The organism is Promicromonospora noduliphila (assembly GCF_056951025.1).
Genome location: NZ_CM167806.1, coordinates 1309516 through 1328327 on the forward strand (window position 1 = coordinate 1309516; position 18812 = coordinate 1328327).

An 18812-nucleotide genomic window follows, 5' to 3' on the forward strand; every position below is an offset into this window, starting at 1 on the left:
ATGACCACCTCCCAGCAGGCCCCACCCGGGCCGTCCCTCCTGGGGCAGCCCGGGCGGGGCGGCCCGCCTCCGCCGCATGGGCCGCGTCCCGAGGGCACGCTGTGGCCCTGGCTGTTCGTCGCGCCGCTCGCGGGCGGTATCGCCGTGTTCTACCTGTGGCCGATCGTCCAGACCGCGTGGTACTCGCTGACCGAGACCGGCCCCTTCGGCGGATCGACCTTCGCCGGCCTGGCCAACTACGCCGCGCTGCTCGGTGACCCCGAGCTGTACCTGTCGCTCGGCAACACCCTGCTCTACACGGTCGTGGTGCTGCTCGGTATCCCGGTCGCCGTGGGCCTGGCCAGCCTGCTCAACCTGCCCGGGCTGCGTCTCGCCGCACTCTACCGGGTGCTGTTCTTCCTGCCCTACGTGGCGATGCCGACCGCTATCGCCATGGTGTGGCGCGTCATCTTCAACGGTGACTTCGGGATCCTCAACCGGGCGCTGGCCGTGGTCGGGATCGAGGGACCGTACTGGATCTCCACCCCTGGGGCCGCGACCGTCGCCGTCGCCGTCGTCGGCCTGTGGTCGTCGCTGGGCTTCAACATGATCGTGCTGGCCGCGGGGCTCAAGAACATCCCGCCGGAGCTCTACGAGGCCGCGGAGCTCGACGGCGCCTCGCGCTGGCGCCAGTTCCGGTCGGTCACCGTTCCGCTGCTGACGCCGAGCATCTTCTTCGTCCTGATCATCACGGTCATCGCGAGCTTCCAGGTCTTCGACCTGCTCTACGCGATCCTCGGCAGCAGCAACCCGGTGCTGCCGCGCAGCATGTCGCTGGTCTACTTCTTCTACCGCGAGGGGTTCGTGGCCAACGACAAGGGCTACGCGGCCGCCATCGCGATGGTGATCTTCCTGATCATCGGCCTGCTGACCGCGCTGCAGTTCCGGCTCCAGAGGCGGTGGGTGCACAGTGGCTGACGCCGCCACCCTGCGCAGCCCGCTGCGCCGCCGTCCGCAGCGCCGCGGGGGCTCCCACTTCGTCGCGCACGTCGTGCTCGGGCTGGGCAGTGTCGTCATGGCCTTCCCGTTCGTCTGGCAGCTCGTCATGTCGCTGTCGACGAACGCAGAGGTGCAGAGCGTCACGCCCGTGTTCTGGCCGGCCGAGGTCCAGTGGGACAACTACGCGCAGGTCTTCGACCGCATGCCGTTCCTGCAGCAGCTCGGCAACTCGGTGCTCGTCACCGTGCTGCGCACGCTCGCCCAGATCCTGTTCTGCACGCTCGCGGGCTACGCGTTCGCGCGGATGCGGTTCCGCGGGCGTGGCGTGCTGCTGGCCCTGGTGCTGTCCATCCTCATGGTGCCGTCGCAGGTCTACCTGCTGTCGCAGTACCAGATCATCCAGGGCCTCGGCCTGCTCGACAGCGTCGGCGGCCTCGTGCTGCCCGGCCTGTTCAGCGCGTTCGGCACCTTCCTGATGCGGACGGCGTTCCTGGCGATGCCGAACGAGCTGGAGGAGGCGGCACGGCTGGACGGCGCCAACCCGTTCCAGATCTTCTGGAAGATCATGCTCCCGCTCGCGCGCCCGACCGTCGGCGTGCTGGCGATCACCACCGTGCTGTGGTCGTGGAACGAGCTGCTCTGGCCCCTGGTCGTCACCACCTACAGCGAGCGGATGCCGCTCTCGGCGGGGCTCGCCACCCTCATCGGCGACCGCACCACCGACTATCCGGTCGTCATGGCGGCGAGCCTGCTCGCCATGGCTCCCGTGCTCGTCCTGTTCGTGCTGCTGCAGCGCCGGGTCATCGACGGCCTGGCCTCCAGCGGCCTCAAGTGAGACCCGGCGCGCCGCCCGGCGCGCCGGCGCGACATCACGAGGAGGAACACGCACCATGCGCACTGTTCACGGCACCAGACACCGCTCCAAGAGGGGCACCCACCCGTCCGGCGTCCGTCGTGTCGCCGGCATCGTCGCCGCACTCGCGGCCCTGCTCGGGACCGCCGCCCTCCCCGCCGCGTACGCCCACAACCCCGGGCACGGACGGCACCACCCTGGACCGCACACGCCGGCCGTGAAGGTCCTGAGCACGGCGTCCTACACACCGAGCGACGAGAACATCCCCAACCCGCAGCGCGGCTTCTACCACCACACCGAGACGCACTACCGCGCCGACGGGTCCGGCTACACCCCGCTGAACGGGGCCACGCTGGCCGGCTACCGCGCGGAGGGCATCACCCAGATCCTGCGCGTCTTCTACCTGGAGAGGTTCGTGGGCACGCCGCAGCTCGACCAGGCGTTCCTCGACCTCGTGCAGGCCGACTACGACACCGCCCGGGCGGCCGGTGTCTCGGTCATCACCCGGTTCGCCTACGCGCAGGGCGGGGAGTGGCCCTACGAGCCCCCGTACGGTGACGCACCGCTGAGCATCGTCCTGGCGCACATCGAGCAGCTCGGCCCCGTGCTGCGCGCCAACGCCGACGTCATCCCCGTGGTGCAGAACGGCTTCATCGGGCTCTGGGGCGAGGCCTACTACACCGACCACTTCGTCGCGGACCCGGCCAACCCCGGCGTCGTCACCGACGCCGACTGGGCCAACCGCTCGGCCGTGACGCAGGCCCTGCTCGACGAGCTGCCCCAGGACCGCTCGGTCCAGGTGCGGACGATGCTCTCCAAGCAGCGGCTGCTCGGCGTGCCCTCGGGAGCGGGTAGCGCGGTGAGCCCGGGCCAGGCGTGGACGGGGCAGACCATCGCGCGCGTGGGCCACCACAACGACTGCCTCCTGGCCTCACCCGACGACTTCGGCACGTTCCTCTCCGACCCCATCACCCTCGACCAGGAGTACCTCGCGGCCGAGAGCCGGTACGTGCCCGTCGGCGGCGAGACCTGCGCCGTCAACCCGCCCCGGTCGGAGTGGGCCAGCGCGTCGGCCGAGCTGGCGCGCTACCACTACAGCTACCTCAACCGCGACTACAACCAGGACGTGCTCAACTCCTGGGGGGAGGCAGGGATCGCCGAGACCGCACGCCGGCTCGGCTACCGGTTCGTGCTGGAGTCGAGCTCTGTCGGCGTGCGCGGCAACGGCACCCCCACCGTGTCGGTGACCGTCCGCAACGACGGCTGGGCCGCGCCCTACACCCCACGCCAGGCCAGGCTCGTGCTGACCCGCACCGACGGCACGCAGGTCACCGTGCCCTTCGGCTCGGACGTGCGGTCGTGGCTGCCCGGCACGACGACGACCCTGACCGCGGCGCTCGCGAACGTCCCGGCCGGGACGTACACGCTCGCGCTCGGGCTGCCGTCCGCCGACGCCGGGACGAGCGGCGACCCGCGCTTCGCCGTCCGGACGGCGAACGTGGGCACCTGGGACGCGGCACGTGGGCTCAACCTGCTCGAGGGGACGGTGACCGTCGGGTAGCTCGTTCGGCCGGACCGGGGACCTATGGGCTCGGACCAGACGGGTCGCCGAAGTCGCTGCGGCGAGATCAGGCCCGGAGATCTGCGGATCTCCGGGCCTGCTCTCTCGCGCGGTCCGAACGACCGCGCCGTACGGTCAGTTCGCGGGCACGGACGCGGGCCGCGGCCGGATCCCGTCGATCGCGAGCGAGACGAGCCGGACCGCCTCGTCGGCGGCGTCGGCAGCTCCCTCCGTGGCCAGCGAGACGGCGGTGACGAGGGTGAGCAGGTCGGTCATGGACGTCCCGGACCGCACCTCGCCGGCGGCCTCGGCGCGCCGCAGGAGCTCGCCCCCGGCGTCGCGCAGCATGGTCCCGCACGCCGTGGCCGACGGCGGTTGGGGCGGCCCCATCATGAGCGACGCCGCCAGGCCGCGCGTGGTCGCGCCGTAGACCGCCACCGCGCGCAGCCACGTCACCAGCGCCGCACCCGGATCGTCGCTCGTCCCCAGCTCGTGGGCCTGGGCGCACAGTGCTTCGACGCGGTCGTGGAACACCTCTTCGAGCAGCGCTTGCCGGGACGGGAAGTGCCGGTGCAGCGTCGCGGAGCCGACGCCGGCCTGCCGGGCGATCTCCTCGAGCGACGCGTTCGCCCCGGACCGGGCCACCTCGGCCTCGGCGGCCGCGAGGATCCGGTCGTAGTTGCGCCGGGCGTCCGCCCGCAGCGGCCGTCCTGGCGCGGTCGAGGGGGCCGCGGTGTGTGCCACACGAACTCCAACCAGTGCTCGATCGGGGCGTCCCTCCACATCGTAGCCGGGGGCCCAGCCGGGCCGTCGAGGCCGCCGGCCGTGCCGCGGACGCCGCCGCCCATGCCGTGGGCCGCGACATGGACGGTGCCGCATTCCTGACCGCCGGCGTCAGGCCGCCCCGCTGAGCGCGTCGAGGTCGAGCGGTCGCGGCGGGCCGGACAGGGCGGCCTTCGCGTCCACCGCGAACCCGTGCACCACCTCGAGCTCGCCGGCCTCCAGCCCGTCCAGGCCGAGCGCGACGACGTGCGCCGGGTCGTCCAGCACGCCGTCGGGCACCTGATAGCCGTGCGCCTCGGCGAACGCGCGCATCGGCTCTGTGTCGATCATCCCGGGAACGAGGCCGGTCACGAGCGTGCCCTGGCCGGCGAGCTCCAGCCGCACGCCGTTGGTCAGGCCCCACTGCGCGGACTTCGCCGCGGCGTACGCGGTGTTGCCGTCCACCGTCTGCCAGGCCGCGCCGGACAGCACGTTGAGCACGGCGCCGCCGCCGTTGCGGGCGAGCACCGGGGCGAACGCCCGGACCATCGCGAGCGTGCCGAAGTAGCTCGACTCCATCGCGAGGCGGATCGCCGTGAGGTCTCCGGTCACGAGGTTGCCGCCCGTCATAAACGCGGCATTGTTGACCAGCACGTTCACGTCCCCGGCCGCGGTGGCGGCCGCGTCGACCGACGCCGGGTCGGTGATGTCCAGGCGGAGCACCTCCGCCCCGGGCACGTCGACCAGCTCCGGACGGCGGGCCGTGGCGTACACCTTCGCGCCGCGCCTGAGCAGCTCGACCGCGAAGTGATGTCCCAGGCCCCGGTTGCTCCCGGTGACCAGCGCTGTGGCGCCCTGCAGCTCCATGTTTCCTCCTCGTAAGATGACCGCATGGTCATGTTGGCGGTCCAGGGGACCCTATGCACAACATGACCGCCCGGTCAACTTGCTAGGATGGCAGTCATGACCCCAGCCGTCGCCCACGCTGTCTCCGAGGCCGACGCCGTCCTCACCGACGCTCCCCGCCCCCTGCGCGCCGACGCGGCGCGTAACCGCGAGGCGCTGCTGACCGCGGCAGAGGAGGAGTTCGCCGCACGGGGCCTCGACGCCTCGATCGCGGACATCGCCCGGCGGGCCGGCGTGGCGAAGGGCACGGTGTTCCGCCACTTCGCGACCAAGGAGGAGCTCGCCACGGCGATCGCCGCGCGCCACGCGGAGGAGCTGACGGCGCTCGCCCGGCGGCTGCGCGGGTCGGCGGACCCCGAGGCCGCGGTCCTGGAGTTCCTCACCGAGGCGGCAGCCCGGCTGCAGCGTCGCCGCGCGGCCGTGCTGATGACAGTCCCTGCCCCTGGCTCCGAGCTGGCGCGGCTCCAGCGCGAGGTGCACGACGAGGTCGTGCTGCTGGTCGACGAGGCGCGCGAGGCGGGAGCCATCCGGCCCGACATCACCGGCACGGACGTCTTCCTGCTGATGTGCGCCCCCGTGCACACCGTCGACTACCTCGCCGACCCGCCTCCGGACCTCTGGCGGCGCTACGTGGGCGTCGTCTTCGACGGCCTGCGGCCCGAAGGTGCCCACCCCCTGAACCACCCGGCCCCGACCTGGCAGACGCGCTGAGTCGGTGAGCTCGTCAGGACGACTTGACGCGCCCAGGCCGGCCGGCCGTGCGCGGTGGCGCGGTCGAGTCCCGGACGGTGAGGCTGGTGGCGAGCTGGACGTGGGGTGAGGCGGGCTGGACGCCGTCCGCCATGGCGAGCACCGTCTCGACAGCCATGCGCCCCATCCCGGCGAGCGGCTGGTGCACCGACGTGAGCTGTGGTGTGGTCCAGCCGGCCTGTGGCGTGTCGTCGAACCCGACCACACTGAGCTGCTCGGGCACCGCGACTTCGAACTCGCGGGCCGCGGCGATCACGCCGACGGCGATCTCGTCGTCGCCGGTGACGATCCCGGTCGGCGGATCGGGTAGCGAGAGCAGTTCGCGGCCGTGCACGAGGCCCGTCTCGATCGAGAAGGGATCGCTCCGCACCAGGGCACGGTCCAGGCTGATGCCCGCGGAGTCGAGCGCCGCCCGGTAGCCGTGAAAGCGCTCGCGGGCGGCAGCCGAGGCGGCCGGGCCGCCGATCCACCCGATGCGGCGGTGGCCGAGCTCCAGGAGGTGCTCCGTGGCGGTGCGCGCGCCGGCCCAGTTGGCCGAACCGACGCTGACGGTCCGGGGGTCATCCAGGTCGACCGGGTCGATCATGACGAACGGCATGCCGACCTCCTTCGCTGCCTGGAGCACCGCGTTGGGCTCACCGAGCGTGATGCCGACGATGCCGACGACCCCGGACTCCTTCTGCTCGGCCACCCAGGCCCGGGCGGCCGCCTTGGTGGCGCGCACCGCGCGGTCGGGCGCCAGGCGCACGAGGACGTCGGTCCGGGCGCTGGTGGCAGCGGCGAGGAGGCCCTGCAGCACGTTCGAGACGTAGGGCGAGTCCACCACGTCGGTCACTGCGGCGATGGTGCGGGTACGCGGCGGTTCCCACTGCGCGGTGGTGGGTCGGTAACCGAGCGCCGCCACGGCCGCCAGCACGCGCTCGCGGGTGTCGTCGGCGATGTCGCGGCGGCCGTTGAGCGCCTTGGAGGCGGTGCCGGCCGACACACCGGCCTGCCGTGCCACGTCGGCGAGTGTCGCGCGCTCGGTTGCTGGTCGGCCGGCCATGTAGATCCCTCCCGTCGAAACTATTTCGAAGACTAGTCAGAGCCTGGCCCGCAGTCAATTCGCGGACAGAACGAAAGAATCTCACCGTTGACGTGGCGCGTGGCTGGTCGCTAGAGTCCCAACTTGATCGATAAAGTTGCGAAACTGTTTCGCACACTCTCAATGAGGAGGGACACGAGATGAGGCTCTTGACCAAGGCGTGGACGATCGGCCTCGCGCTCGCGACGGCCGGAGCGCTTGCCGCATGCTCGGGTGCGGGAGGCACGACAGGAAGCACCGACGGCGGCGGTGGCACCGCCGACAACCCGGTGAAGCTGACGGTGTGGAGCTGGGACGGCACGGTCGAGCTCGCCGTCCCGGGTTTCGAGGAGGCCAACCCCGGCATCGAGGTCGAGGTCGTGAACGCCGGCTCGTCCTCCGACGAGTACCAGGCGCTCGACAACGCGATCCAGGCTGGGTCGGGCGTCCCGGACCTGGTGATGTTCGAGTACTTCGCCGTCCCGTACTTCGCCATCCCCGGCAAGCTGGCCGACCTCGGCCCGCTGGGCGCCACCGAGCTCGAGGACGACTACGTCCCCTCGGCCTGGAACAACGTCACGATCGACGACGGCGTCTACGCCCTGCCCTCTGACTACGGCCCCGCCGTCATGTTCTGGAACGAGGCGACCTTCGCCAAGGCCGGGATCAAGGAGGCGCCCGCCACCTGGGACGACTACTACGAGGCCGCCAAGAAGATCCGCGCCCTGGGCGACGACTACTACATCACCCAGGACACGAACGACCTCTTCTTCCTGCTGTCGCTGATCTGGCAGGCCGGCGGGCGGCCGTTCCAGGTCGACGGAACGACCGTGCACATCGACTTCACCGACGATGGCACGCAGAAGGCCGTGGCCTTCTGGCAGAAGATGATCGACGAGGGCCTGGTCAACACCAAGATCAGCGCCTGGTCCGACGACTGGAACCGTGCGCTCAACGACGGCACCCTCGCCTCGCAGAACATGGGCGGCTGGCTGACCTCGACCCTGCCCGAGCGGGCTCCGGACGCCAAGGGCGACTTCCGGGTCTCGCTCATGCCCCAGTGGGAGGAGGGCGAGAAGGTGGGCGCCGAGAACGGCGGCTCGGCGTTCGGCATCCCGGAGGCGGCGGCCAACAAGGAGGCGGCCTACAAGTTCCTCGAGTACTTCACCCACGGAGAGGGCCTGCAGCCCCGGGTCGACGCGGGGGCGTTCGTGCCGAACACGTCGGTGCTGGACAGCGCTGAGTTCCAGGACGTGAAGAACCCCTACTTCGGTGACCAGAAGACGGGCGAGGTGCTCGCGGAGGCGTCGAACATCGCCGGGGCGGACTGGCAGTACCCGCCGTTCTTCGAGTGGGCGCGCAGTGTCTACGGCGACATCGCCACGCCGTTCTACACCTCGGGCGAGGGTTCGCTCGCCGAAGTGCTGCAGGCGTGGGAGCAGCGCTCCGTCGAGTACGGCAACGAGCAGGGGTTCACCGTTGACTAGTCCACGCAGGCGGCAGGTCGGCTGGGCGTTCGTCGCGCCGTTCGGCGTCCTGTTCGCCCTGGTCTTCATCGTGCCCATCGCCTACGCCGCGTACCTCAGCCTCTTCCAGGAACGGATGGTGGGCGGCTCGTCCTTCGTGGGCCTGGCGAACTACACCAAGCTGTTCGCCGACCCCCAGTTCTGGGACGGCGTCTCCCGCGTCGTCTGGTTCACGCTGATCCAGGTGCCGATCATGCTCGTGCTGGCCCTGCTGCTGGCGCTGGCGATGGACTCGATGCGGCTGCGCGGCATGCGGTTCATGCGGGTGGCGATCTTCCTGCCCTACGCGGTGCCCGCCATCGTCTCGACGCTGATGTGGGGCTTCATGCTCGGTGTCCGCTACGGGCTCTTCGGCAGCATCAACGACTGGCTCGGCACCGACCTCGACCCGTTCCGGCCGAGCACCACGCTCATCGCCATCGGGATCATGGTGACCTGGGCCTTCACCGGGTACAACATGCTGATCTTCGACAGCGTGCTCAAGGCGGTGCCGCACGAGCTGTACGAGGCGGCGGCGATCGACGGCGCGGGGGAGTGGCGCGTGGTCCGCGCGATCAAGCTGCCCGCGCTGCGCGGTTCGCTCGTGATCACCATCATCTTCTCGATCATCGGCACGTTCCAGATCTTCAACGAGCCGCAGATCCTCCCGTCGATGGTGGCCAACAGCGGGATCACCACCTACTACACGCCCAACCTCTACGCGTTCAACCTCGCGTTCACGGGCTCGCAGCAGGGCTACGCCGCCGCCCTCGCCCTCGTGATGGCCGCGTTCACCATCGCCATCGCCTACGCGGTCCAGATCCGAGGCATGAGAAATGCCCTCGACCAGTAGCCGGAGACCTTCATGACGATCACCGAAGTCCGGCGTCCCGCACCCACGGCGCGCCGACGCCTGTACACGCTCACCAACCCCCGCAAGAGCGGCACGCTGACGTTCCTGACGGGGCTGTTCACCCTCTACTGCCTCGTGCCGCTGATCTGGCTGACCATCAACTCCACGAAGTCCCAGGCGGACTTCGTCTCGAGCTTCGGCTTCTCGTTCGGCACGCGGTTCGCCCTGTTCGACAACATCGCCCAGACCTTCACCTACGACGGCGGCATCTTCGCGCGCTGGCTGCTGAACACCCTCCTGTACGTGGTCGCGGGGGCTGTCGTCTCGACGTTCCTCGCCGCGCTCGGCGGCTACGCGCTCGCGAAGCTGGAGTTCACGGGCAAGCGGGTGTTCCTGTTCGTGGTGCTGGGCGCCATCTCGGTGCCCGGCATCGCGCTGGCCATCCCGCAGTTCCTGCTCTTCGCGCAGCTCGGCCTGACGAACACGCCGTGGGCGGTGCTGATCCCCTCGTTCCTCAACCCGTTCGGGCTGTACCTCATGTGGGTGTTCGCCGCGGAGGCCGTGCCCACCGGCCTGCTGGAGGCGGCGAAGATCGACGGCGCCGGCGAGTTCCGGACGTTCTGGCAGATCGCGCTGCCCATGCTCGTCCCGGCGACGGTGACCGTGCTGCTGTTCTCGTTCGTCTCGATCTGGAACAACTACTTCCTGCCCCTGATCATGCTCAAGGACCCGGCCTGGTACCCGCTCACCGTCGGCATCAACCAGTGGAACAAGCTGGCCTCGACGGCCGGCAACGGCGAACTGCTCCAGAACCTCGTCCTGACGTCGTCGCTGCTCACGATCATCCCGCTGATCGTGGCGTTCGTCTCGCTGCAGCGCTTCTGGCAGTCGGGCCTGAGCCTCGGCGCCGTCAAGGGCTGACCGAACCCCCGCACCACGTCGTCCGTCGAGACAGGCCGCCTTCGGCGCGCCCGTGGGTTCGACGCGCCCGTCCGACATCCGCGAGAGAGACAGAGAGACCATGGTGGACAACAAGATGACCCTGCCGGAACTCACGATCGACGGCGCGCCGCGCACCGAGACACCGCTGCGGCACATCTGGAACGAGTGCGTCGGCGCGGGCCGGGCGAACGAGGCGCTGCGGGCCGACTGGCAACGGCACTTCACCGAGGCGGTCACGGTCCTGGGAGCGCGCTACGTACGGTTCCACGGCCTGTTCCACGACGACATGTTCGTCTACCGGGCGAGCGACGGAGGCGGGTTCGGCCCGCAGACGCCGCTCGACGAGCCGGTGCTCACCTTCGCCTACGTCGACAAGGTCTTCGACTTCATCCTGGAGTCGGGCGCGCGCCCCTTCGTCGAGCTCGGGTTCATGCCGCGCGAGCTGGCGACCGAGACCGAGACGCTGTTCTGGTGGAAGGCCCACTGCAGCCCGCCCAAGGACATGGCGCGCTGGACCTGGCTGGTCACCGCGACCACGGAGCACTGGATCGAGCGCTACGGCCTGGAGGAGGTGCGGCAGTGGCGGTTCGAGGTATGGAACGAGCCGAACCTGGTGCCGTACTTCTGGACCGGGACGAGGACGCAGTACTTCGAGCTGTACGAGGCCACGGCCCACGCGATCAAGGCGGTCGACCAGGAGCTGAAGGTGGGCGGCCCGTCCACGAGCGTCTTCGTCCCCGACGAGCGCTACAAGGGGGAGTGGGAGGACCGTTCGGTCGAGCACGCGACGGCGGAGGCCGACGACGTCGACGCGCTCGACTGGCGTCCCGTGTGGATCGAGGAGTTCATCGACTGGTGCGCGCGCCGGGACGTCCCGCTGGACTTCCTGTCCACGCACCTGTACCCGACCGACGTCGCGTTCGGGGCCTCCGGGCAGGCCCGGCACATCCGGCGCCAGGTGGACGCCACGTACGACGACCTGGTCGCGCTCCGGAAGATCATCGCCGGCAGCCCGTTCCCGGACGCCGAGCTGCACATCACCGAATGGTCGAGCTCACCGTCGAGCCGCGACACGATCCACGACACCGTGTTCGCCGCCACGTACATCACCCGGGCCTACCTGCGGTCGGCGGCGCTGGCCGACTCGATCTCCTACTGGACCTTCACCGACGTGTTCGAGGAGGGCGGCGCCGGCATCGGCCCGTTCCACGGGGGGTTCGGCCTGGTCAACGAGCAGGGCCTGCACAAGCCGACGTTCCACGCCTTCGCGATGCTCTCCCGGCTCGGCGACACCGTGCTGGCGTCCACCCCGCACGGGACGATCACCCGGGACTCGGCGACGGGGGAGCTGTCCGCCGTCTTCTTCAACTACCCCGACGACATGGGTACCAGAGCGGTGGGGTCGGAGACGACCTACGAGGCCACGCGCAAGCTGTCCGCCGTCGGGCCGAACCGCAGGATCCGCCACACCGTCGCGGGCCTCGCCCCTGGCACGGTCTTCCGGGTCGATGCGCTCGACTGGGAGCACGGCAACGTCGCGGAGGCCTGGTACCGGATGGGCGAGCCGCTCAACCTGACCCCCGCCCAGACGGCCGAGCTGCGCGACGTCGCCGACGCGCTGCGCACGACGACCCTCACCGTCTCGGCGGCCGGCGTGCTCGACCTCGACCTCGACCTGCCGCCCTGGACGGTCCTGTCGCTCACCCAGGCGGCGTAGCGCCGTCCGACAGGACGCCGAGGCGCCGTGGCCCGGACCGTCTCGGTCCGGGCCACGGCGCCTCTGGGTTACCGGCCGGCCGTGGTCGGGTTGCCGGCCGCCGCCCGGTCCGACGGCGGACGACGTCGGACCGAGCGGGCGGGTCTACGACCGGGCGGGACTGCCGGGCTCGGCGGGGTCGAGGCCGCTGAACACGTTGATCGCCGCCGTGGTCGCGTCGTGCGACGTCGAGAAGATGCCGCCGTCCTGGACCGCCGCCACGCCGGGGAGCGTCACCGCGGACCCGACCTGCCGGTAGTTGACGCCGTCGTACGAGTAGGACGCCGTCACCTGGTCGCCCGTGCGGTCCAGCCTGACCCACACCGCGCGGTGCGTGTCGACCCGCGCCTGCGCCCCGGTGTCCAGGTAGCCGTCCGCGTCGGCGTCCCACTGGAAGACGACGCCGTTGCGCGGGGTCACCGCCGCGATCGCGTACCCGGCCGAGGCGCCGGGCGCGGTGAGGTCGTTGCGCACCATGACCCCGCTCTTGGCCCAGGCGTTAGTGTCGTTGACCGTGTCGACCCGGACGGACACGCTCGACCCCGAGGTGACGGAGCCCGCCCGGTAGAGCGCACCGAACGCGTCGTCCCGCTGGCCGCCCGCGCCCCACACGTCCGCGCCAGCCGCCGCGACGCCGAACGCGGTGCCCTGCTGCCCGGACTGCTGCCCGAAGTAGCTGGCGCCCGCGGAAGCCGCCGTCGTCTCGTACCAGTCGCTGACCGGTGCCTGGACCGGGCACTGCGCGAGGCCGAACAGGTTGGCGTTCAGCGTGGTGCGATACTCCGGCGCGACGCCGGCCTCGCACATGACGTCAAGGGCCCCCTGCGGCCAGCTCGTGCCCGAGACCGAGACGTTGTCGATGACCTGGTTGTTCCGCTCCTCCGCGTTCGGGATCTGCGCCCCGCCGGAGTTGTACCAGTTCTCGCGGATCATGTTGTCGCTGGTGTTGTTGCCGTCGCTGTAGGCGTTGGTGAACACCCACGGGTTGGTGCCCTGGAGCACGTTCTGCCGGTAGGTGGTGTAGCGCGTCCCCTCGTCCAGGTAGAGGCCCACGCCGGAGACGTTGAACAGGTAGTTGCGCTCCACCACGGTGCCCGGGCTGGCCGAGAGGTTGTACAGCGACCCGCCGTCCGCGAACCGCGCCTTGGTGTGGTGCACGAGGTTGCCCGCGACGAGGTTGTCCTTGAGCGTCGTCGGGGTCGTGTAGAGGGTGTGCCAGTTGTAGTAGCCGCGGCGGACGTACTCCGCGGAGCCGCCCGCGTCGTTGGTGCCCCAGCCGTAGCCGGTGTCGATCCCGTCGTAGGCGACGTTGGCGACCTCGTTGTGCACGATCTGGACGTTCGTCGCGTACGTGCTGAGGATGCCCGAGTTGTCCTTGTAGTCGACAGCTACCCGGTTGACCGTGTTGTTCTCGATACGGATGTCCTTGTTGGTCATCCGCGGATCGCTCGGGTGGTGGGCATCCTCCCGCACCCCGCCGACGGCGATCCCGTGGCCGCCGACCTCGTGGAAGACGTTCCCCAGCACCTCGATGCCGCTGGCGCCCAGGCCCACCCCGGACAGCGTCGCGTTGTCGTCGTTGCCGATGCCGAGCGCGGTCTGCCCCAGGTTCGTGAAGCGGTTGCCGGTCAGCGAGATGTCGCGGGCCGCGGAGACCTGTACCGCGGCCGGCTCCTGGTACCAGGAGTCGAAGCGGGCCCGCTCGAACATCTCGCAGCCCCGCGAGCAGCTCGTGAAGGCGTCGTCCGGCCGGTAGTCGTACTCGTCCTTGATGAACGCGCCGTTCTGCTGGATCGCGTAGCCGTAGGCGGACGGGCCGAGCCACGACGTTCCGGTGAACTCGATGCCGTCGAACGCCAGGCCGGTCACCGGCTGGTCGTACGTGCCGCTGATGCTCACCAGCGACTCCACCCGCGGCAGCTCGACGTCCAGGTCGTCCGGGTCGACGCCGGGACCCGGCTTGTAGTACACCTTCCCCGCGGACGGGTCGAGGTACCACTCGCCCACCTGGTCGAGGAAAGCGAGCGAGTTCTCCAGGTACCACGTGGGCCCGGCCAGGAACGAGTTCTGGACGGTGTCCCAGCCCCAGGTGTTGTTGTCCCAGGCGGGCTGCGCCATGGTGATCGTGGAGCCGTCGATCGACTCGACGGGGGAGTAGCGGTTGGTGAAGTCGCCGAGCGACTGGAACTCGATCCGGCCCTGGTCGGGCAGGTCGGCGAGGTAGCCGAGCTGCTGGTTGTTGATGGTGAGCCCGGTCGGGGTGGGCGTGACGTCGGAGTTGGCCAGCGGCAGGGAAGCGCGCTGCGCGATGACCCCGTTCACGTAGAGCTGGCGGCTGTCGAGCCCGCGCGGCGTGTCCGCGACGTAGATGCCGGCGTCCTCGTCGTGCACCGACCACCCGGAGACCTCGGTGGCACCGGAGATCACGGGCTCGGCGCCGGGGGCCGCCGTCCACCGCACGGTGTGACCCGAGCGGCCGCCGTCCCGCGAACCGAACTCGAGCGGCTCGGAGACCCGATAGGTCCCGTCCCCCAGCAGGACGGTGACGTCCCTGCCCTTGCGGGCCTCGTGCCGGACCACCTGCTGGGCACGCTCGAGCGAGCAGGGCAGCAGCGCCTGGCACTGACCGACGTCCAGGCCGTCCGGGGCGGCGAAGTAGGTGCGGCCCTGGCCCTGCGATGCGGCCTGGGATGCGGCCTGGGTTGCGGTGTCGGGGGCCGCGTGTGCGGCCTGGAGCGGAACCAGTGTCGAGACCAGCACGGCCGTGACGCTCAGGGCCGCCACCACGCCGGCTCTCCTCGTTCGGTCGTGAGGGGCTCGGCCTCGAGAGGCTCTGTCTCGGTACCTCGGAGCTCGTGTTCGTGACTTCGGTGTCATCGTTCCATCGCTTTCTGCTGAGGCGACTGGGCTGCCTTGCCCGCGGCGAGACTAATCACACATATGATGTGTGCGCAATGGTCGAACGAGGCCCGAGAGTTACGATGGGCGCCCGTGCGGCCCTTCGCGATCCCGCGTCGGAAGAGGAGAGACACGTGGTTCAGCAGGCACCGATCACCCAGGTGACCCGCAACAGGCCGGCGCTCGCGGAGGCGGTCATCCGGGCACTGGTGCAGGACGTCGTCACCGAGAAGTACGCACCGGGTACCGCGCTGCCCACGGCCGCCGCGCTGTGCGAGACGTTCACGGTGAGCCGCACGGTGATCCGCGAGGCGCTCACAGCGCTGGCGGAGAAAGGGCTGGTCGCCGCACGTCAGGGGTGGGGCACCGTCGTGCTGGACCGCGAGTCCTGGCGGCTGCTCGACCCCATGGTCCTCGAGGCGATCTTCCAGCGCGAGGACAGCCTGCTCTTCATGGACCAGCTCATCGGGATCCGGACCGTGCTGGAGGGCCTGATGGCGTCGTCGGCCGCCCGGCAGATCGACGACGACGCCCGCGCGGCGCTGTCCCGCCAGTTCGCGGCGCTCGAAGCCGCGCTCGACGACCCCGACAGGTACGCCGACGAGGACATCGCCTTCCACTCGCTGGTCCACCGGATCTCCGGCAACGAGTTCGCGCGGGCGATCATCTTCAGCATCCAGGGCAAGGCCCGCCTGGTGTCCCAGTACACCGGCGCGCCGCCGCAGGGGCACAACGAGCTGACGCACGAGGAGCACCGCCACATCTTCGAGGCCGTCATGAGCGGCGACACGGAGGCGTCCGCGGACCTGATGCGCGCGCACATCTCCCGGAGCTGGGCCCGCCGCCGCCCCAAGGCCTAGATGTCATTCGTATGATAAGTTACCACCCATGCGGATCACGGGGTACCGGAGCCTGCTCACCGTGCACCGGTGGGGGCGGCCGGTCGGCGACGTCAACGGCGTGGTGCACAGCGGCGTCACCGAGGTGCCGATCGTCCTGGTCGAGACCGACGGCGGTCTGACGGGCGTCGGCCTCGGGGCGCACGATGCGATCGACCGGGTGTTCCCGGCGATCGAGGGGGAGGACCCCCGCGCGGTCTCCGCGCTGTACGACCGGATGCTCTCCTGGGTCTTCAAGGCCGGGCACGCCGGCTCGACCTTCGCCACGATCGGCGCGCTGGACATGGCGCTGTGGGACCTCAAGGCGAAGCTGGCCGGGGAGCCGCTGTGGCGCCTGCTGGGCGCGCGCGACCGGTTCGTGGCCGGGTACGCGTCGGGTCTCGAGTACGGCCTGGACGAGGACGGCCTCGTCGAGCTGTACTCGCGGTTCGCCGAGCGTGGGTACACCGGCGCCAAGGTCAAGGGCGGTCTCGACCTGCGTCGTGACGTGGCCCGGCTCAGCACGGTGCGCGGGGTGATGAGCCGGAACAGCGACAACCCGGCGCTGATGTACGACGTGAACGAGAGCTGGGGCAGGCACCAGGCGCGCCGGCTGCTGGCACAGATCGAGGCGCAGGTCGACCTGACCTGGATCGAGGAGCCGGTGCGCCGCTGGGACGTCGAGGGACACCTCGCGGTGGCGCGGTCGACGTCGACCGCCCTCGCCACCGGCGAGAACCTCACCGGGCTCGAGCAGTTCCGGCCGCTCGTCGAGGCCGGTGCGGTCGACGTGGTGCAGACCGGGAGTGTCTGGGGCCCCACGCACTTCCTGCGGGTGGCGGCCTTCGCCCACGCGCACGACCTGCCGGTCAGCCCGGTCGCGTACAACTGCAACCCGCTGGCGCACGCGGCAGCGGCGGTGCCCAACCACCTCGTGAGCGAGGTGCAGGACCTGTCGTTCCCGGTGGGCCTGACGGTCGACCAGTCCTTCGAGGACGGCGGGATCGTGCTGGGCGACCAGCCGGGTCTCGGCATCGACGTGGACGAGGCGCAGATCGCGGCGAGCACCGGGACGGGGTCGTGGGCGACGCCGGCCGGCCCGCACGTCCGTCCGCGCGAGGCCGGCCTGCGGCTGGCGCCGCGCCGTGACCCGGCCGCTCCACTGAAGGTGGCGTCGGTCGGCTGACGCCGCACCGCAGGCCGCGAGGGCCGTCCGGCAATCGTCGGGCGGCCCTCGCGGCGTCTCGTCGTCGCGCGTGGTGGTTGCCGTCAGCGGGCCAGCCAGCCGCCGTCCACGGCCAGTACGTGCCCGTGGACGTAGTCGGCGGCCGCGGAGGCGAGGAACACCACCGCTCCGCCGACGTCGGCGGGCCGGCCCCACCGGCCCGCCGGGATGCGGTCCCCGATCTGGCGGGACCGGACGGGGTCGGCCAGGAGCGCGGTGTTCATGTCCGTGTCCATGTAGCCGGGCGCCACCGCGTTGACGTTCACGCCGCGCGCCGCCCACTCGTTGCACAGTGCCTTGGTGAGCTGCGCGACCGCGCCCTTGCTCGCCGCGTACGCCGGGACCGTGAGGCCGCCCTGGAAGCTGAGCAGGGACGCCAGGTTCACGATCTTGCCGTCGCGGCGCTCCAGCATGGGGCGGCCGAACGCCTGGCACAGCTGCAGCACGGCCCGCAGGTTGACCTGGAGCACCGCGTCCCACTCGTCGAGCGGGAACTCGGCCGCCGGGCGCCGGACCTGCGTGCCCGCGTTGTTCACCAGGATGTCCACGGTGCCCTGGGCGAGCACCCGTCGCGCGGCCTCGTCGATCGATCCGGGATCCGCGAGGTCCACGCGCACGCCGGAGACCGTGCGGCCGTGGTCACGTGCGTACGCGACGAGCTCGTCGGGCACCTCGCCGCGCGCCAGGACGATCACGTCGGCCCCGGCGGCGATCAAGGAGCGGCTGATCCCCAGCCCGAGCCCTCGGGCGCCGCCGGTCACGACGGCGGTCCGTCCGGTCAGGTCGAACGGGTTCACGAGCCCGCACCCTCCTCGTGGGGCGCGTCTTCCTCGTGCGACTGCGACGCGTCTTCCTCGTGGGACGCGCCCTCCTCGCGGGACGCGACCATGACCTTGAGGTACTCCGCCGCCGCACCGGCGGCCGAGACCGCCGCCGCGGCCTCGGCGAGCGGGAACACCCGGGTCGGCAGCCGGTCCAGGCCCAGGCTGCCGTCGGCGACCAGCTCGATCGCCCGCCGCACGTCGTCCGTCGTGTAGACGCGGACCCCGCGGACGACGAGCTCCTTGAAGCAGACCTCGCGCAGGTCCACCGGCGTCGGCTCCTTGTGCACGGCGACGACCACCACCGTGCCGCCGACCCGCGTGGCCGCGGTCAGGTCCGGCGCGACGGCGGGATGCCCCGCCGCGTCGAACGTGACGTCCGCGCCCTCGCCATCGGTGAGCTCACGGGCCGTGTCCGTGAGCGTTCCTTCCGCGGGGACGACGGTCAGGCCGAGCCGTTCGGCGAGCGTACGCCGCGCGGGGGAGGTCTCGCTGACGATCACGCGCTCCGCCCCGGCGTGCCGCGCGGTCAGGGCCGTCAGGATCCCGATCGGTCCGGCGCCCGCGACGGCAACCGTGTCGCCTGGCCGTAGCCCGGACAGCGACACGGCGTGCACGGCGACCGCGAGCGGTTCGACCAGGGTCGCGAGCTGCAGGTTGACGTCGGCGGGCACCTCGTGCAGCACCTCGGGCGGGAGCGCGACGTACCGGGCGAGGCTGCCGGGCACGTCGATGCCGTAGAGGCCCAGCTCGCGGCACACGTGCGTGTCGCCACGGCGGCACGCACGGCAGCGGCCGCACGAGATCAAGGGCTCCACCACGACCGGCGTCCCCGCCCGCGGCCCGGTCGGCGCCTCCCGGACGACGCGGCCGGAGATCTCGTGCCCGAGGATGAGCCCGTGGCGCGCGCGGGGATGCCTGCCGTGCACGATGGCGAGGTCCGTGCCGCAGATCCCCGTGTAGGCCACCTCGACCAGCGCCCAGCCCGGGGGCGGCTGCGGGACGTCGACGTCGCGCAGCTCCAGCGTGTCGGTGCCGGTCCAGACGACCGCGGGCATGGT

General features: G+C 71.0%; 16 protein-coding genes. 10 read left to right on the forward strand and 6 right to left on the reverse strand.

The window, feature by feature from the left end:
* Genes AC0QU1_RS05695 through AC0QU1_RS05705 form a run of 3 tightly spaced genes read left to right on the forward strand, consistent with a single transcriptional unit; the run spans position 1 to position 3392 of the window.
* A complete protein-coding gene (locus AC0QU1_RS05695) occupies positions 1 to 957 on the forward strand; it encodes a carbohydrate ABC transporter permease (RefSeq protein WP_483575051.1) in 957 nt (318 codons plus the stop codon).
* Positions 950 to 1813, forward strand: a complete 864-nt coding sequence (locus AC0QU1_RS05700; RefSeq protein ID WP_483575053.1) for a carbohydrate ABC transporter permease — start codon at positions 950 to 952, stop codon at positions 1811 to 1813. Before AC0QU1_RS05695 ends, AC0QU1_RS05700 begins: the two co-directional genes overlap by 8 nt.
* Before the next feature lie 55 nt (positions 1814 to 1868).
* Positions 1869 to 3392 carry a DUF4832 domain-containing protein gene (locus AC0QU1_RS05705; RefSeq protein ID WP_483575055.1) on the forward strand — a complete coding sequence of 508 codons (1524 nt, stop codon included), beginning with the start codon at positions 1869 to 1871 and terminating at the stop codon, positions 3390 to 3392.
* 135 nt (positions 3393 to 3527) lie between these two features.
* Here AC0QU1_RS05705 and AC0QU1_RS05710 read toward each other — a convergent pair whose 3' ends face one another.
* Positions 3528 to 4136 carry a TetR/AcrR family transcriptional regulator gene (locus AC0QU1_RS05710; protein WP_483575057.1) on the reverse strand — a complete coding sequence of 203 codons (609 nt, stop codon included), beginning with the start codon at positions 4134 to 4136 and terminating at the stop codon, positions 3528 to 3530.
* 150 nt (positions 4137 to 4286) lie between these two features.
* Positions 4287 to 5021, reverse strand: coding sequence for an SDR family NAD(P)-dependent oxidoreductase (locus AC0QU1_RS05715; RefSeq protein WP_483575059.1), 735 nt, complete (start codon positions 5019 to 5021; stop codon positions 4287 to 4289).
* Positions 5022 to 5117: 96 nt separating this feature from the next.
* On the opposite strand from AC0QU1_RS05715, the gene AC0QU1_RS05720 reads away from it, so the two are divergent.
* Positions 5118 to 5771, forward strand: coding sequence for a TetR/AcrR family transcriptional regulator (locus tag AC0QU1_RS05720; protein WP_483575061.1), 654 nt, complete (start codon positions 5118 to 5120; stop codon positions 5769 to 5771).
* 13 nt (positions 5772 to 5784) lie between these two features.
* Here AC0QU1_RS05720 and AC0QU1_RS05725 read toward each other — a convergent pair whose 3' ends face one another.
* Positions 5785 to 6813 carry a LacI family DNA-binding transcriptional regulator gene (locus AC0QU1_RS05725; RefSeq protein ID WP_483575062.1) on the reverse strand — a complete coding sequence of 343 codons (1029 nt, stop codon included), beginning with the start codon at positions 6811 to 6813 and terminating at the stop codon, positions 5785 to 5787.
* A 221-nt stretch (positions 6814 to 7034) separates the two neighbouring features.
* On the opposite strand from AC0QU1_RS05725, the gene AC0QU1_RS05730 reads away from it, so the two are divergent.
* The 4 genes from AC0QU1_RS05730 (at position 7035) to AC0QU1_RS05745 (ending at position 11890) form a co-directional block, all read left to right on the forward strand.
* Positions 7035 to 8360 (forward strand): ABC transporter substrate-binding protein, encoded by a 1326-nt coding sequence (locus tag AC0QU1_RS05730; protein WP_483575063.1) that lies wholly within the window; start codon positions 7035 to 7037, stop codon positions 8358 to 8360.
* Positions 8353 to 9231, forward strand: coding sequence for a carbohydrate ABC transporter permease (locus tag AC0QU1_RS05735; RefSeq protein ID WP_483575065.1), 879 nt, complete (start codon positions 8353 to 8355; stop codon positions 9229 to 9231). The genes AC0QU1_RS05730 and AC0QU1_RS05735 overlap by 8 nt, the downstream gene beginning before the upstream one ends.
* A 12-nt stretch (positions 9232 to 9243) precedes the next feature.
* Positions 9244 to 10152, forward strand: coding sequence for a carbohydrate ABC transporter permease (locus tag AC0QU1_RS05740; protein WP_483575067.1), 909 nt, complete (start codon positions 9244 to 9246; stop codon positions 10150 to 10152).
* 100 nt (positions 10153 to 10252) lie between these two features.
* A complete protein-coding gene (locus AC0QU1_RS05745) occupies positions 10253 to 11890 on the forward strand; it encodes a GH39 family glycosyl hydrolase (protein ID WP_483575068.1) in 1638 nt (545 codons plus the stop codon).
* Positions 11891 to 12034: 144 nt separating this feature from the next.
* Here the strand turns inward: AC0QU1_RS05745 and AC0QU1_RS05750 are convergent, their stop codons facing one another.
* On the reverse strand, positions 12035 to 14716 hold the full coding sequence (locus AC0QU1_RS05750) for a right-handed parallel beta-helix repeat-containing protein (RefSeq protein ID WP_483575070.1): 2682 nt from the start codon (positions 14714 to 14716) through the stop codon (positions 12035 to 12037).
* A 245-nt stretch (positions 14717 to 14961) separates the two neighbouring features.
* Between AC0QU1_RS05750 and AC0QU1_RS05755 the strand changes: the two genes are divergently transcribed.
* A complete protein-coding gene (locus AC0QU1_RS05755) occupies positions 14962 to 15687 on the forward strand; it encodes a FadR/GntR family transcriptional regulator (RefSeq protein WP_483575072.1) in 726 nt (241 codons plus the stop codon).
* A gap of 28 nt (positions 15688 to 15715) precedes the next feature.
* Positions 15716 to 16891 carry a mandelate racemase/muconate lactonizing enzyme family protein gene (locus tag AC0QU1_RS05760; RefSeq protein ID WP_483575073.1) on the forward strand — a complete coding sequence of 392 codons (1176 nt, stop codon included), beginning with the start codon at positions 15716 to 15718 and terminating at the stop codon, positions 16889 to 16891.
* 83 nt (positions 16892 to 16974) lie between these two features.
* Here AC0QU1_RS05760 and AC0QU1_RS05765 read toward each other — a convergent pair whose 3' ends face one another.
* Positions 16975 to 17727, reverse strand: coding sequence for an SDR family oxidoreductase (locus tag AC0QU1_RS05765; protein ID WP_483575075.1), 753 nt, complete (start codon positions 17725 to 17727; stop codon positions 16975 to 16977).
* On the reverse strand, positions 17724 to 18809 hold the full coding sequence (locus AC0QU1_RS05770) for a zinc-dependent alcohol dehydrogenase (protein WP_483576637.1): 1086 nt from the start codon (positions 18807 to 18809) through the stop codon (positions 17724 to 17726). Before AC0QU1_RS05770 ends, AC0QU1_RS05765 begins: the two co-directional genes overlap by 4 nt.
* Between the last annotated feature and the right edge of the window lie 3 nt (positions 18810 to 18812).